The organism is Natrinema soli (assembly GCF_028618695.1).
The window spans coordinates 1-14,623 of sequence record NZ_JAQIVI010000821.1 but is presented as its reverse complement, the minus strand read 5'-3'; the positions used below and the strand labels follow the sequence as shown (position 1 = coordinate 14,623).

Below are 14,623 nucleotides of genomic sequence, written 5' to 3'. Positions count from 1 at the left end.
CGCGGACGCGCTGGCCGAGGCCGGCGTCCGCTCGGCGGAACGACTGGCGACGGTGGACGCGATGACGGTCGCACGCCTCCTGGATCTGAACGTGTTGCACGTCCGAACGTGGCGTCACAACGCGCGCGAACTGCTCGAGTAGGCCGTTTCGGTTTCACCGTCGAAACGAACTGCACGTTTTTGACACGACGTCTGGTCGAACGACAGTCTAATTACTACTCTTGTACGTAATTTCTATAACCCGGATCATCAGAGATTTATAGCGGTCTGTTGGACCGTCTAACAGATGATTCCGATCGACGACTCTCCGATCGTTCGCGACGGCAAGTCACTGATTCTGGCGATGGACCACGGGCTCGAGCACGGCCCCGTCGACTTCGAGGCGGTCCCGGAGAAACTCGATCCGTCGACGGTCTTCGAGACGGCGACGCACGACGCCGTCACGTCGATCGCCGTCCAGAAGGGGATCGCGGAGGGCTACTATCCGAGCTACGAGGACGACGTCAACCTCCTCGTGAAACTCAACGGGACCTCGAACATGTGGATGGGCGAGCCCGACTCGGCGATCAACTGCTCGGTCGACTACGCGGCCGAGATCGGTGCCGACGCGGTCGGCTTCACCGTCTACAGCGGATCGAACCACGAAGTCGAGATGTACGAGGAGTTCCGTCGGGTCCAGGAGAAGGCCCGCGAGTACGACCTCCCCGTCGTCATGTGGTCCTATCCGCGCGGACAGGGACTCAAGAACGACACCAAGCCGAGCACCATCTCCTACGCCACGCGCATCGCCCTCGAGATCGGCGCCGACATTGCGAAGGTCAAGTACCCCGGTAGCTCCGAGGCGATGGAACACGCCTGCACGGCCGCGGGCGACATGAAGGTCGTCATGAGCGGCGGCTCGAAGACCTCCGACTACGACTTCTGCTCGACCGTCGAGTCCGCCGTCACCGCCGGCGCGAGCGGGCTCGCCGTCGGCCGCAACGTCTGGCAGCGCGAGAATCCGACGCGGATCCTCGACGCGCTCGAGGCAGTCATCTACGAGGAGGCGACCGCCGACGCCGCGCTCGAGGCCACCGAATAGGATGACGGTCTCCGACCCAGTCGTCGAGAGCGTCGTGGCGACGATCAGCCGCTCGGCGACGGAGATCCGCCAGGGACTGATCGGCCGCCGCGGGACGGTCGACGAGGAGAACCCCAGCGGCGAGACCCAGGCCGAGGCCGACGTCTGGGCCGACGAGTTGCTGGGCGATCGCATCGCCGAGATAGACGGCATCGGCCAGTACGCCAGCGAGGAGCGCGCCGCCGTCGTCGACTGCGGCGACGACCCGTCGTCGACCGGCGCGTACGCCGTCGCAGTGGATCCCCTCGACGGCTCCTCGAATCTCAAATCGAACAACACGATGGGAACGATTTTCGGCGTCTACGACGCCGCGCTTCCCGCTCGCGGTGATACCCTCGTCGCCGCCGGCTTCGTCCTCTACGGGCCGATCACGACAATGGTGATCGCGACCGACGACATCGTCACCGAGTACGAACTCTCCGGCGGCGAGCGGACGATCGTCGACCGCGATCTCGCCCTGCCCGATGAGCCGGTCGTCTACGGCTTCGGCGGCCGGGTCCCCGACTGGCCCGACGATTTCCGGGAGTACGCCCGCGAGATCGAATCGGAGCTCAAACTCCGCTACGGCGGCGCGCTGATCGGCGACGTCAATCAGGTACTCACCTACGGCGGCACCTTCGGCTATCCGGGCCTCGAGTCCCGGTCGGACGGCAAGCTTCGGCTGCAGTTCGAGGGGAATCCGATCGGCTACGTCGTCGAGCGGGCCGGCGGGCGCTCCTCGAACGGCTCGCAGTCGCTACTGACCGTCGAGCCCGACGATCTTCACGATCGGACGCCGGTTCACGTCGGCAACGAGGAACTGATCGACCGGCTCGAGGACGCGCTCGCGTAGCCGTCGAGCGGAGCGGGGGCGTCACGACTCACTTCGGCTCGTCTCGATTTTCGCGTTCTCCGTCGATCCAGGCCGCGGTGAGGGCGACGTAGAGACCGACTCCGCCGAGCAGGAGACTGTAGAACGCCCAGCGGGGCCACCCGTTCTCGAGGAACCATAGCGTCAGGAACAGGACCCATAGCGAGACGGCGAGCAGGTCCACGAGGATACGCAGGCCACCGCTCGTGACGGCGGCGAGGGCCCGTCGAGCGCGTCCGGTTCTCGAGGTGCGAGGGGTATCGTTACTCATGCTGAGTCGGTTGGTCGTATCGGCGCGGTGCGGTTCGTCTGCGATCAGAAGTGGTAGCCATGTTGTTCGGTCAGTCGATAGGCCCCGACACCCCAGACGTAGCTCTGTCCGGGCCACCAGGTGCGGGCGTTGTTGAAGCCCGCAATGAGGACGTCCTCGTCCTCGCCCTCCGGGTCGGGGTAATAGCTCACGGAGCCGCTGTCGCCGTCGGTCAGGTCCATCTCGCCGCCCCAGCGGATCTGTCCGCGGCGACAGAAGTCCTCGGTGAAACAGGTCACCGCGTCGACCCCCTGAATCTTCCCGGTCGTGTGGCCGGTCAGCGCGCCGACTTTCTCGAGTTCCGCGTCCCGAGCGACGAGATCGGCGAGGCCAAACTTGGTAAACTGGCCGCGAACGCGGGGTTGTCTCGGCGTCTCGATCCGGCTGGTGGGCTCGATTCGGCCGGTCGGCTCGACGGCGGCGACGTCCTCGTCGGGGTGGTAGTGCGCGACGGTACCCAGTTCGATGGTCTCTTGTGCCTGTCGCGGGAGGTGGAGCGTGCCGTCGGTGGCGTCGTGGTCGTCCATGAACGCGTGCTCGGCCGTCACGAAGAACCGGCGCCGGCCGTTGGGGTGATACAGCGCCGGCCCGAGCGTCGCCATGCTCGAGGGGGTTTCACAGGCGACGCCGCTGGGGACCTGTCCGTCCGGGAGCGCATCGGCGAGCTTGGGTTCACGGTGCTCCGGACCGTTCTGGATCTCGTCGACATCGATGATCGTTTCCGCGTTGAGATCGACACCCTCCGCGAGTTCACCGACCAGTTCGGAGACAGAGTGGCCGTCGCCCGAGACGCCGACGGAGACGGTGGCGGTCCCGCTCTCGTGGTCGCCGGGAACGACTGCGCTGCCGAGATAGCCGGTAAAGGCGATACTGGCCAGCCGTTGATTCAGTTCGAAGGCGGACTCGACGGCGGCGTACCACTCCGCGGGGACCGTCCGGGTTCGTTCCCGTATCGACCACGGATCGTCGGGATCCTCTCTGACGAGGGCCGTGACCACGGGCACCTCGCCGTCGTCGGCCGCGAGGAAGTCGTCGACGCCGAGCCACGCGGCCATCCCGAGGGCGTACCCGCCGCTGACGAGGGTCCGAAGGAACGAACGCCTGTCCATTCCGCGATCGATTCGGTCTCGAACCGTTGCGAGTTGCTGGGCTGACTGCTCGGTGTGCGCCTCAGACATATCGCGATACTGTTCCTCGCTACTGTCCCGTTCCGCCACTGCAACCCGTCGAAGGACCGATCGCAGGCGTCGCGGATCGGAATCGGTAACCGTCGAAATACACGCCGAAATCGAGCAAAGGGATTCTGCCTGCAGGTGCCGCCGACGGAACTACCCGTCAGCGTCGGTGACGGAATCCTGGTATAACGACTGCACGATTGAACGCGAGCGTTCGTGACACGCGGCCGACCAGTATCACCCGTCTCCGCGTTGGTGACCGCGGAGGCACGACGCACTCTCGATCGGTTCGCGCCGCGACCGCGACGCATCCTTCTCATCCACTCGCGGCGAGCTCCGGACGATCGGGCGATCGATCCGGCGCGAACCGCTCTCCCCTCCTATAGTCGCCACTGAAAGTCACTGTACACCTGATCGAACGACTGCGTTGTGATCAGCGTGTAACTCGTTTCAGTGGTTACTATACTGTACCGTCACCGCTCTCGAGCCGACCGGCCCGCCCCTCGAGCCCGCCGCGGCGAAAGCGGTATCCCGCCGCCCGACACAGGTGGGAGCATGCGAGTTCGTATCGCGGCTGGTGCCGCCGACGACGAGGCGGTAGCGATCGCCGCCGCTCTCGCCGAGCACCTCGACGAATCGGTCTCGGTGTACGTCGGCGACGAGACGGAGCCCACGGCGGTCCACGACCTCGAGCGAGACGCGGTCGCCCCGACCGGCGGCGGTCCGAACGCGTGGAACGATGAGCGAGATCGACCCGACGCCGATCACGGTGACGCCGATCTCGGACCGACCGAACGCGAGGAGCGCCTGTGGGACGAGATCGACGACATCCTCGAGGGTGGCCCCGAGAAGTACAGGGATCAGCTCCCCGAGCAGGGGAAGCTGTTCGTCCGCGACCGGCTCGGGCTGTGGTTCTCCGGCGAGGACAGCGAGTTGCGCTTCGAGGACGGCACATTCGCGGCGTTCGACGACTGGCATCCCAGCGGGGCGGGGACCGACGGTACTGGAGATAGCGGTAGTGGAGACGATAATAGTGGGGACGGGGACGATGATAGCGTGGACGGGAATGGCGATGATAGCGGGGATAGCAGTGGCGGTGACGACGATGACGGAAACGGCGGTGACGGCGACCGATTGCCGGCGGACGGGCTCATCACGGCCGCGGCGACGTTCGAGGGCCGGGACGTCCACGTCATGGCAAACGATTACACCGTCAAACGGGGCAGCATGGCCGCCAGGGGCGTCGAGAAGTTCCTGCGAATGCAACAGCGCGCGCTCAAGACGGGCAATCCGGTGTTCTACCTGATGGACTCCTCGGGCGGCCGGATCGATCAGCAGACCGGCTTCTTCGCGAACCGAGAGGGGATCGGGAAGTACTACTACAACCACTCGATGCTCTCCGGGCGGGTGCCACAGATCTGCGTGCTCTACGGCCCCTCTATCGCCGGTGCGGCCTACACGCCGGTCTTCGCGGACTTCACGATCATGGTCGAGGGGATGTCCGCGATGGCGATCGCCTCCCCGCGGATGGTGCGGATGGTCACCGGCGAGGAGATCGACCTGCAGGAACTCGGCGGCCCGCAGGTCCACCTGCGGGAGTCGGGCTCGGCGGACCTGATCGCGAGAGACGAGGAACTCGCGCGCGAACTGGTGGCCCAGTTGATCACCTACCTGCCGGACAACGCGGACGAGAAACCGCCGAAACGGGAGCCGAAGGCACCCGCAAAATCTCCCGCTGGGATCGACGCGATCGTTCCCCAGCAGCCGAACAAGGGGTACGACATGACCGACGTGATCGACCGGCTCGTCGACGGGGGGTCGTACCTCGAGTTACGACCTGATTACGGCCCGGAGATCATCACGGCCTACGCCCGGATCGACGGTCGCCCGGTCGGCATCGTCGCCAATCAGCCCGCCCACCGCGCCGGCGCGATCTTCCCCGACGCGGCCGAGAAGGCCGCGGAGTTCGTCTGGAAGTCGGACGCGTTCAATATCCCCTTACTCTACCTCTGTGATACCCCCGGCTTCATGGCCGGCTCACAGGTCGAGAAAGACGGCATTCTCGAGCAGGGAAAGAAGCTGATCTACGCGACCTCGTCGGCGACGGTCCCCAAACAGACCGTCGTCGTCCGGAAGGCCTACGGCGCGGGGATCTACGCGATGGGTGGCCCGGCCTACGATCCCGAGAGCGTCATCGGTCTCCCGTCGGGCGAGATCGCCATTATGGGCCCCGAAGCGGCGGTCAACGCGGTCTACGCCCGCAAGCTCGCCGAGATCGACGACCCCGAGGAGCGCCAGCGGATGGAGGAACGGCTCCGCGAGGAGTACCGCGAGGACATCGACGTCCATCGGATGGCCAGCGAGGTCGTCATCGACGAACTCGTCCCGCCGAGCACGCTGCGCGAGGAACTGGCCGCCCGCTTTGACTTCTACGCCGACGTCGAGAAGTCCCTCCCGGACAAGAAACACGGGACGATCCTCTGACGTCGGGGCGAGCGATAGCCGGAACCGGACCCCGAATCACGAACACCCGACCCGCGACCGAGGTCGCGGCAGACGCTTCGACGAAGGCAGGGGTTATGACGGGCAGGCCCCTGTTTCCGAACGATGTCGGAACCTGATTCCAACGTCGATAGTACACCGTCTCGGTTCGGTCGGCTCCTCTTCGCGACCGGACTCGCCGTTCTCGCGGTTCGAAATCTCACGAACCTCGAGGGGCGCATCGCCTATGCGGACGCGAAGGGCGTCCCCTTCGCAAATAATCTCGTGCCAGCGGCGAGCGGGCTTCTCCTCGGCGGAAGCGTCGGAATCGGCCTCTGGCGGCTCCCGAAGCTGTCTGCCGGAAGCGTGATCGCGTTCTTCGCGGGAGTCACGCCCGTCATGCACGATTTCTGGAACGTCGACTCCGAGTCGCGCGGTGAAGAACTGACGTCCTTCCTGCAGAACCTCGCACTAATCGGCGCTGCGGTCGCTTTCTTCAAGCGCGCACGCGAGAACTGACGAACCGCTCGTAACGGTATCCGTTCGTTTCTCGCGTCGGACGGCGATTCCCGTTGTCGAGTAGGCTGTGATTGACAGGGATACCGACCAGTGAACCGCTCGTCCATCACTTCACACCCGCTCGTGGATCCGCTCTCGCTCGAGTGGATCCACAGTTACGACGACTTACCGACGGCGGCTGCCGGTCTATGCCTGACATAACAATACACCGAATGCTGGAACTGGAGCGTACTCCCAGTGGTACGGCTCCGGTTCGACTCCGGGAGGGAGGCTATGAGTTCCGAGGGCGCATTCTTTCGCCGCCGACTGCCCGGCGACGTCACGCCGGTCGACCTCGAGCGACTGTGCTGGGCGCTCGTCGGGCTCGCCCTAATTGCGGACGTCGTAACGACGTTCGTCGGCCTCCACCTCGGACTGACCGAGTCGAACCCGGCCGCTCGCGGAGCGATCGAGGGCTACGGCCTGGCCGGGATGCTCGCGCTGAAGGCGTTCACGATCGGCGTCGGCCTCGTCTGTCGCCCGCTCCTCGAGCAGGCGTACCGTCCGATCGTCCCGGCGGGGCTCGCGGTGCCGTGGCTGGTCGCCGCGATGGTGAACCTGTACATGATTTCGCTCGTTCTCTGATCGCTCGACAGTCTGACAAAGAGCGGCTGGCGGCCGCGACGCGGACGAACCGCGTTCGTTCGGTCCACGCGTCTCCGAGTTTATAAGGGATACCGGCAGAAGTGACGCTATGGCTCGCCATCGAACGTCGACTCGACGACAGTGGCTCGGTCGCGGGACAGCGCTCGGCCTCGTCGGTCTGGCAGGCTGTCTGAATCCGTTCGCTGACTCGACGGGCATCGAATTTCCACCCGGACTGAGCGCCGACGGCGTCGACGATTCCGAAGCGCTCCTCGAGGCGCACGAAGAGGCCGTGACAGCGACGGCTTTCACCGGCGAATACGACCGTCAGCTCTCCGTAGACGTTCCGGAGGTCGATGACTCCAGAGAGTCACCGGTGACGATGGACGCGTTCGAGATCCGTGCCGAACCGAGCGCAGAACGCGTCGTGCGATCACGGCGCGGCGGCGGCCCCACCCCCTCGCTGGAGCGGGTGATCTACATCGATGGTGACTATCGAGCGACCGATCATCCGGGTCCCCTCGAACAGGAATCGGCAGCGGACCTCATCGAGGACTCTCTCGAGCCGATCGGTGACTGGCTGGTCGAGGCCGTCGCTGAATACCGTGGAACGCGATCGAACGAGACGGGTCCCCTTCACGAGTACCGTCTCTCGGGGCTCGATTCCGAGCTGATCCCGCGAGGGTTTCCGGACGGCGAGACCGATGGTGACGGACTCGTTCTCGTCGACGAGACGGGGCGCATCCACCGGTATCGAACGACACAGAGCGGGCAAAACGACGAGATCACGATGGAGCTTGGAGTCGAATTCGAATTCGGTCAATTCGGAGAGACGACCGTCGAAGAACCCGCGGGGATCGACGCGGTCGGGCCGGATGGCCATCAGGTAATCGAGCCGGGAATGCGGATCGAACTCGAGGCACAGACCACCGACTGGGTCGCCGTTGCGCCGTCGAAGATCGAGGGGTTCGAGAACCCGCCGTTCGCACTCGAGGCGGGCGAGTCCTACGAAATCGGGTGGACTGCGGGAGACGGTGGAACGCACAACCTCGAGATCGTGGATGCGGACGGCACCGTCGTGGGCGATCTCGCGACCGAGCGGATCCACTGGGGAGACGGTGAACAGTGGTTCGAATTTACCGCGACCGAGGAGATGGCTGCATACAGATGTGGGCCGGACGAGTCGAGTGCGGTGGGAACGATCGCAGTTCACTAGCTCGAATCGGTCGGATCGATACCGTCGGTACACTGTCGCCCGTTCGTGGCTGTAAACGGCCGGTCGGCTGACAGCCTCCTCGTGATCACGAACTCCGCTCAAGGACGCGTCGCCACTCCCGCACCTCCTCGAGGATCGCGTCCCACTGCTCGGGCCGGCCCGGAATCTCGCCGCCCGTCAGGCGCTCTCGTTCGGCCTCGAGTCGCTCGCGAATCCGCGCCGGCTCCTCGACGTTCCAGAAGGCGAGTTCCGAGCCGCTGGCCGTCTCGATCGTGACGGTGCCGTAGCCGACGAGCCGGCCGATCGGATCCTGTTCGACGGTCGTGTTCTGGATCCGCTCGAGAGAGACGGTTCGGACTCGGACCCCGAGAACGCCGTGGCGGGTCGCGGCCACCGAATTCGTGACGACGAACGTCGTCCGCGAGACGCGGGCGTACTGCCACAGCGCCGGCGCGACGACGATCGGAATCCCGACGGCCGCGAGGGATGGAAGCGTCTCGGTAGCGACTGCGGCCAGCACCGCCACCGTTCCGACGAGTGCGAACGCCGCCCACGGCAGGACGGTCTGGATTCGCGGGCTTCCCTGCCAGCGGATCCGCTCGCCGTCCTCTGACTCGAGCGGGAGCCAGTCCGGGACCGCCGTCGGATCGCCAGGAGCGGGCGTCGCGTCGGACGGCTCCACCGACTCCGCTATCGAATCAGACGGATTCGTTCGTGTCATACTCGTTTCTCCGTCGATCGTCTTTCCGATCGGCCGTTCGATCGTCGCTTCGGTCGGCCGTTCGATCGGTGGTTCCGTCGGCGTCGCCACCGTTCGCTCGAGCGAATCGGTCGTCCTCGACGGCCTCCCGAATCGCCCGTAGTTCGGTGAGGATCGCCGCGAGCGCGTCCTCGCTCGAGCGGCCGTCCGCGGGCTCGCCGCGGTCGCGGTCGACCCGTTCGCTGATCCGTCGCTGGACGGCTTTCGGGTCCGGCACGGATTTGAAGGCCATTTCGACGCCGGCACCGCCGGCAGTGCTGACCTCGACGGTCCCGTAGCCGAAATGGGCCCCGAGGGCGCTCTGGCTGTAGGAGATGTCCTGTATCTTCTCGTGTTCGATCCGCTTGACGTCCCGCGAGAGCACGCCGGTCTTTCTGTACAGCGCGCGGTTCGTCACCACGTAGTGGGTGTTGGTCACGCGGAGGTACTCGCTGACGATAATAACGATCCCGATCAGGACGATCGCGAGCGGGATCCCGATCGCGAACGCCGGAATGAGCGTTCGCCGGTCCGGACCGCCGGCCCAGACGATCGCCTCGTCGCCGTCCAGCGAGAGCCACTCGAGGTCGGCGGTGTCGACGCTGTCGGTTTCGATTCCGGTGCTCATCGCGTTTCTTCCCCGTCGTCGGCCGCGCGCTCGCGTTTCAGCGAGAGCACGGTCCGGTCGAACTCGCAGACGAGCGGTTCGTCCGGATCGTTCGCTTTGAACGCCTCGACGTGCATGGTGACGATCCCGCGCTCGCCGTCGCTCGTCTCGCGCTTGTCGGTAACCGTCGACTGTGCGCGGATCGTATCGCCGTGAAAGACCGGGTTCGGGTGTTCGACGTCGTCGTAGGAGAGATTCGCGACGATCGTTCCGTCGGTCGTCTCCGGGATCGAGATTCCCACGGCCAGGCTCATCGTGTAGAGGCCGTTGACCAGCCGCTCGCCGAACTCGGTGTCGGCCGCGAACTCCCCGTCGAGATGGAGGGGCTGCTGGTTCATCGTCATGTCGCAAAAGCGCTGGTTGTCGCTCTCGGAGATCGTCCGCCGGCGCTCGTGGGCGATGGTCTCGCCCACGGCGAACTCCTCGTAATATAGTCCCGTCATAGGTCCGGAGTCACGCAGTACCTACAAAAACGTGGTGCCGCGATCGAGCGATGTGTGGGCTACACGCGATCCGGCCGGCGCTCGAGCGGCCGGCGGAGTCGAACGTGTGCAGATTCGAACGCTTGCGGTCCCCGCAGACGTATGCAAGGACCAGTCCGAAACCGACTCGAGCGCGACCCCCGAGTGGGTGAGCCACGTGACTGCACAGCGATCCGAGACGGCGGACGCCGATCCGGAGCGGGTGGCGGACGCCGTCGTCGAGCGCGCAACGGCGGTCGACGACGGATTCGACGGCCTCGTCGACGGGATCTCGGACGCGGATGTCGTCTTGCTGGGCGAGGCCTCGCACGGAACTTCGGAGTATTATCGGCTCCGAGCGCGGCTGACGGCGCGCCTGCTCGAGGAACATGACTTCTCATTCGTCGCGGTCGAGGGCGACTGGACGGACTGCTACGAGGTGACGGAGTACGTCACGGGCCGAACGGAGGCCGACGACGCCGGTGCGGTACTCGCCGATTTCGAGCGCTGGCCGACGTGGATGTGGGCCAACTGGGAGGTCGCCGAGTTCCTCGACTGGCTGGCCGAGTACAACGCCGACCGGCCTGTCGGCGAGCGGGCGGGGTTCTACGGACTCGACGTCTACAGCCTCTACGAGTCGATGGCCGCCGTGATCGACTACCTGCAAGAGCTGGACCCGGAGCTGGCCGACCGCGCCAGGGACGCCTACCACTGTTTCGAACCCTACGGCGAGGACGCCCGCGAGTACGCCTCGTCGATCCGGCTCGTTCCCGAGGACTGCGAGGATGAAGTGCTCGAGGTCCTGCGGGAACTCCGCGAGGAGGTCGCCGAGCGTCACGCTGACCGCGTGGACGACCGCAGCGAGTCCGCTGACGGCGACGATCCGCTCGCCGACTTCGCCGCCGAGCAGAACGCGCTCGTCGCGAAGAACGCCGAGTCCTACTACCGCGCGATGGCCCGCGGCGGGCGCGAGTCCTGGAACGTCCGCGATCACCACATGAGCGAGACGCTCGAGCGGCTACTCGAGTTCCACGACGGGCCGGGAATCGTCTGGGCGCACAACACGCACGTCGGCGACGCTCGCGCGACGACGATGCAGGACCGGGGCAAGCTCAATCTCGGTCAGCTCGCTCGCGAGGAGGTCTGCGACGACGACTCGGACGTCGCTGCGGTCGGCTTCGGCTCCCACCGCGGAACCGTCGTCGCCGGCGACGAGTGGGGCGCGCGGATGGAACGGATGACCGTTCCCGAGGCGAAAGCGGGGAGTTACGAGGACGTGTTTCACCGGGCCGGCCTCGAAGACGGGATCCTCGAATTCGATCGCGGATACGGGGTCGCAGGCGATGCGAACGTCGATCCGCTCGCGGATCCTCGCGGCCACCGAGCGATCGGCGTCGTCTACGACCCCGACTACGAGGGCGGCAACTACGTCCGGACGGTGCTGCCGGATCGGTACGACGCGTTCGTTCACGTCGACGAGACGGAGGCGCTCCACCCGTTCGACATCGAGGGCGGCGAGACGCCACCGGAGACGTACCCCTGGGGCGTCTGACAGTCGTCGATAGCGCAGTTCAGCGCTGTCGTGATTCTCCGACTCGGTTATACTTTCGAACGAAACGGCCGCAAGTGGTCGTGTATCACTCCGTTTCTCCGACACCTGAGCGACCGGTTTGGAATCGTCTCTCTTTTCTCATAAGATTGATATTAGTTCCGGATCAGTATCCGTTATGGTCTCTCGAGAGCTATCCGCCCAGATCGGCGCTTTTTCCGTCGCGTTCCTCCTATTGCTCGTCGCTGCGTACTTCGATGTGGGAGTCGGGACGGGACCGGCTGCGATCGCAGTGGCCCTGCTTTTCAACGGTATTATTTTCGGCGGCGCACACCTCTATCTCGCCCTTCGGGGCGACGACGGAATGGTTCCGGTCGAGGCACGGTGGCGCTATGTCGCGATGCTCGGCGGACTACTCGGTGGCGGAGCGCTCGTCTATGGCGGCGACCGAACGATCGCGACCGTCACACTCAGTACGATCGGAATCGCGGTTATGGCGCTTGCAGTCAGTAGTTATCTCGTCACCGAAACGATTGCCAGCTACCGCGACACCCGCGCGGAGTAAGTGAGGGGGAGGCTGTCTCCGCGCCAGTCCTCGAGTCTGTTCGAAAATCGGCGTCGAACTACTGTCTACCGCGAGTTATTCGACCATGTCGGTCTCTTCACCGGCGTCCTGCTGGACCCAGATCGTCTTCGTGTTGACGAACTCCCGGATGCCGTGTCGCGCGAGTTCTCGGCCGTAGCCCGAATCCTTCACGCCGCCGAAGGGGAGTCGGGGATCGGACTTCACGAGTTCGTTGACGAACGCCAGCCCCGACTCGAACTGGCGGGCGACGCGCTCGCCGCGCTCGAGGTCCGCCGTCCAGACGCTCGCGCCGAGCCCGAAGCGGGTGTCGTTGGCCTTCTCGATGGCGGCTTCCTCGTCGGGGACCCGGAAGACCGTGGCCACGGGGCCGAACAGTTCCTCCTGGTCCGCGGGCGCGTTTTCGGGAACGTCGGTGAGCACCGTCGGCGGGTAGAACGCCCCGTCGCGATCCATCGGCTCGCCGCCGAGCTCGAGTTCGCCGCCCTGCTCGAGCGTCTCCTCGACCTGTCCGTGGAGGTCCTCCATGAGGTCCTCGCGGGCCTGCGGGCCGATGTCCGTCCCCTCGTCCATCGGATCGCCGACGGTCCGCTCGTCCATCGCGTCGACGAACCGGTCGACGAATTCGTCGTAGACCTCGTCGACCACGATGAAGCGCTTGGCCGCGATGCAGGACTGGCCGTTGTTGATGAGTCGCGCCTGGACCGCCGTCTCGACGGTTTCGTCCATCGGCGCGTCCTCGAGGACGACGAAGGGATCGCTGCCGCCGAGCTCGAGGACGTTTTTCTTGAGCTGGCTGCCGGCGGTCTCGGCGACGGCCCGACCCGCGCCGTCGCTGCCGGTGAGCGTGACGCCCCCGATGCGATCGTCTTCGATCACTTCGTCAATCTCGTCGGAACTGATCAGCAGCGACGTGAACGCGCCGTCGGGGAAGCCAGCCTCCTCGAAGACGTCCTCGATGGCCCGCGCGCAGCCGGGGACGTTCGAGGCGTGTTTCAGCAGGCCGACGTTGCCCGCGGCGAGATTGGGGGCGGCGAAGCGGAACACCTGCCAGAAGGGGAAGTTCCAGGGCATGATCGCCAGCACCGGCCCCAGCGGCTGGTAGGCGACGACCGTGCGCGCGCGCTCGTCGCTCGCGACCACCTCGTCCTGCAGGTGTTCGGCGGCGGTCTCGGCGTAGTAGTCACAGACCCACGCGCACTTTTCGACCTCGTCGCGGGCCTGACCGATGGGTTTCCCCATCTCTTCGGTCATCAGTTCGGCGTAGTCGTCCTCGTTCTCCCGCAAGACGTCGGCCGCGTTCGCCAGGAGCCGCTGGCGCGTCTCGATCGGCGTCTCGCTCCACTCCTCGAAGGTCTCGCTCGCCCGCCGAACGCGTTCGTCTCGCTCCTCGTCCGACGTCTCCTCGAAGCTATCGACTACGTCTCCCGTCGCCGGATTGGTACTCTCGATGGACACATGGCGACCAACCACGACGAACCGCTTAGTACGCAGGGCTGCCCACTACGGGCGTCACGGTTCGTCACGGTCGTTCGTCTCACACAACCCCTATTCACGTCGAGCCCCTAGCGACGACAATGTCAACCTACACGTACCGCGACGATTCACACCCGCCGCCCGAGCGGCGAAAGATGGTCCTCTTCTGCCCCGAGTGCGGTCACGAGGGCCCCCTCCCCGACGACTGGGACATCGCGACGACCGGGAGCGATCGACTGCTCGTCTGCCCCGACTGTGGAACGACCGTCGACCGGCGGTCGCGATCCCACTCCGATCTCCTCGAAGCGACGTAGCTCGAGTCCTCCCCCGTTCCGGCCATCCCGCCTCCACTCGTCCGTTTTCTCTCGCTGCACGCGCTCGAGCTAACGGTTTTGTCCGTGGACGATCGACCGAACGGTATGGCCCGCAGAAGTGTCCTGTTCACCCCCGGCGATCGCCCCGAAATGTGTCGAAAAGCGCCCGGTTCCGGCGCGGATGTCATCGTCTTCGATCTCGAGGACGCCGTCGCCCCGAAACGCAAGGCCGAGGCCCGCGAGACGGTTCGAGACGTGCTGTCGGATCCCCACTTCGACCCCGATTGCGAGGTCTGCGTTCGGGTCAACGCGATCGACGCGGCTGCGGGGACAGCCCCAGCGGACGATCTCGAGGGGCTGCTCGGTGACGGCGAGGACGCCCTCGAGAGCCTCATGCTCCCGAAAGTCGACTCGCCCGACGACGTCCGTGCGCTCGTCGACGAACTCGACAACTACGACGCGTCTCTGCCCGTCTTCGCACTGCTCGAGAGCGCAGCCGGGATCCTCGCCGCGCCCGAGATCGCGGCCGTGCCCGCGAC

General features: G+C 65.7%; 16 protein-coding genes. 10 read left to right on the top strand and 6 right to left on the bottom strand.

Annotated features, from left to right (window positions below):
* Positions 1-286: 286 nt before the first annotated feature.
* Together PGX04_RS33380 and PGX04_RS33375 are read left to right on the top strand one after the other, a co-directional pair.
* A complete protein-coding gene (locus tag PGX04_RS33380) occupies positions 287-1,081 on the top strand; it encodes a class I fructose-bisphosphate aldolase (protein ID WP_273742400.1) in 795 nt (264 codons plus the stop codon).
* Position 1,082: 1 nt separating this feature from the next.
* A complete protein-coding gene (locus tag PGX04_RS33375; protein ID WP_273742399.1) occupies positions 1,083-1,952 on the top strand; it encodes a class 1 fructose-bisphosphatase in 870 nt (289 codons plus the stop codon).
* Positions 1,953-1,980: 28 nt separating this feature from the next.
* Here PGX04_RS33375 and PGX04_RS33370 read toward each other — a convergent pair whose 3' ends face one another.
* Positions 1,981-2,241 (bottom strand): DUF8119 family protein, encoded by a 261-nt coding sequence (locus PGX04_RS33370; protein WP_273742398.1) that lies wholly within the window; start codon positions 2,239-2,241, stop codon positions 1,981-1,983.
* 44 nt (positions 2,242-2,285) lie between these two features.
* Positions 2,286-3,458, bottom strand: a complete 1,173-nt coding sequence (locus PGX04_RS33365; protein ID WP_273742397.1) for a hypothetical protein — start codon at positions 3,456-3,458, stop codon at positions 2,286-2,288.
* A gap of 552 nt (positions 3,459-4,010) precedes the next feature.
* Between PGX04_RS33365 and PGX04_RS33360 the strand changes: the two genes are divergently transcribed.
* The 4 genes from PGX04_RS33360 (at position 4,011) to PGX04_RS33345 (ending at position 8,295) form a co-directional block, all read left to right on the top strand.
* Entirely contained in the window at positions 4,011-5,939 is a 1,929-nt protein-coding gene (locus PGX04_RS33360) for an acyl-CoA carboxylase subunit beta (RefSeq protein ID WP_273742396.1), read from the top strand.
* Between the two features lie 123 nt (positions 5,940-6,062).
* Positions 6,063-6,455: a DoxX family protein gene (locus PGX04_RS33355; protein ID WP_273742395.1), complete on the top strand. Its 393-nt coding sequence runs from the start codon at positions 6,063-6,065 to the stop codon at positions 6,453-6,455.
* Between the two features lie 273 nt (positions 6,456-6,728).
* Positions 6,729-7,079 (top strand): DUF5658 family protein, encoded by a 351-nt coding sequence (locus PGX04_RS33350; RefSeq protein ID WP_273742394.1) that lies wholly within the window; start codon positions 6,729-6,731, stop codon positions 7,077-7,079.
* A gap of 109 nt (positions 7,080-7,188) precedes the next feature.
* Positions 7,189-8,295, top strand: a complete 1,107-nt coding sequence (locus tag PGX04_RS33345; RefSeq protein ID WP_273742393.1) for a plastocyanin — start codon at positions 7,189-7,191, stop codon at positions 8,293-8,295.
* Positions 8,296-8,380: 85 nt separating this feature from the next.
* On the opposite strand, the gene PGX04_RS33340 is transcribed toward PGX04_RS33345, so the two are convergent.
* The 3 genes from PGX04_RS33340 to PGX04_RS33330 are packed head-to-tail and all read right to left on the bottom strand — an operon-like array spanning position 8,381 to position 10,144.
* Positions 8,381-9,016 (bottom strand): PH domain-containing protein, encoded by a 636-nt coding sequence (locus PGX04_RS33340; RefSeq protein ID WP_273742392.1) that lies wholly within the window; start codon positions 9,014-9,016, stop codon positions 8,381-8,383.
* Positions 8,994-9,662 carry a PH domain-containing protein gene (locus PGX04_RS33335; protein ID WP_273742391.1) on the bottom strand — a complete coding sequence of 223 codons (669 nt, stop codon included), beginning with the start codon at positions 9,660-9,662 and terminating at the stop codon, positions 8,994-8,996. The genes PGX04_RS33340 and PGX04_RS33335 overlap by 23 nt, the downstream gene beginning before the upstream one ends.
* Positions 9,659-10,144 carry a MaoC family dehydratase gene (locus PGX04_RS33330; RefSeq protein WP_273742390.1) on the bottom strand — a complete coding sequence of 162 codons (486 nt, stop codon included), beginning with the start codon at positions 10,142-10,144 and terminating at the stop codon, positions 9,659-9,661. The genes PGX04_RS33335 and PGX04_RS33330 overlap by 4 nt, the downstream gene beginning before the upstream one ends.
* A 52-nt stretch (positions 10,145-10,196) precedes the next feature.
* Here PGX04_RS33330 and PGX04_RS33325 point away from each other — a divergent pair, with 52 nt between their 5' ends.
* Complete coding sequence (locus tag PGX04_RS33325; RefSeq protein ID WP_273742389.1) at positions 10,197-11,714, top strand: erythromycin esterase family protein; 1,518 nt, start codon at positions 10,197-10,199, stop codon at positions 11,712-11,714.
* Positions 11,715-11,889: 175 nt separating this feature from the next.
* A complete protein-coding gene (locus tag PGX04_RS33320; RefSeq protein WP_273742388.1) occupies positions 11,890-12,276 on the top strand; it encodes a hypothetical protein in 387 nt (128 codons plus the stop codon).
* Between the two features lie 75 nt (positions 12,277-12,351).
* On the opposite strand, the gene PGX04_RS33315 is transcribed toward PGX04_RS33320, so the two are convergent.
* Positions 12,352-13,752 carry an NAD-dependent succinate-semialdehyde dehydrogenase gene (locus tag PGX04_RS33315; RefSeq protein ID WP_273742387.1) on the bottom strand — a complete coding sequence of 467 codons (1,401 nt, stop codon included), beginning with the start codon at positions 13,750-13,752 and terminating at the stop codon, positions 12,352-12,354.
* Between the two features lie 119 nt (positions 13,753-13,871).
* Here PGX04_RS33315 and PGX04_RS33310 point away from each other — a divergent pair, with 119 nt between their 5' ends.
* Together PGX04_RS33310 and PGX04_RS33305 are read left to right on the top strand one after the other, a co-directional pair.
* Positions 13,872-14,084 carry a DUF8106 domain-containing protein gene (locus PGX04_RS33310; protein ID WP_273742386.1) on the top strand — a complete coding sequence of 71 codons (213 nt, stop codon included), beginning with the start codon at positions 13,872-13,874 and terminating at the stop codon, positions 14,082-14,084.
* A 105-nt stretch (positions 14,085-14,189) separates the two neighbouring features.
* On the top strand, positions 14,190-14,623 hold a 434-nt coding region (locus PGX04_RS33305; RefSeq protein ID WP_273742385.1), incomplete at its 3' end, for an HpcH/HpaI aldolase/citrate lyase family protein.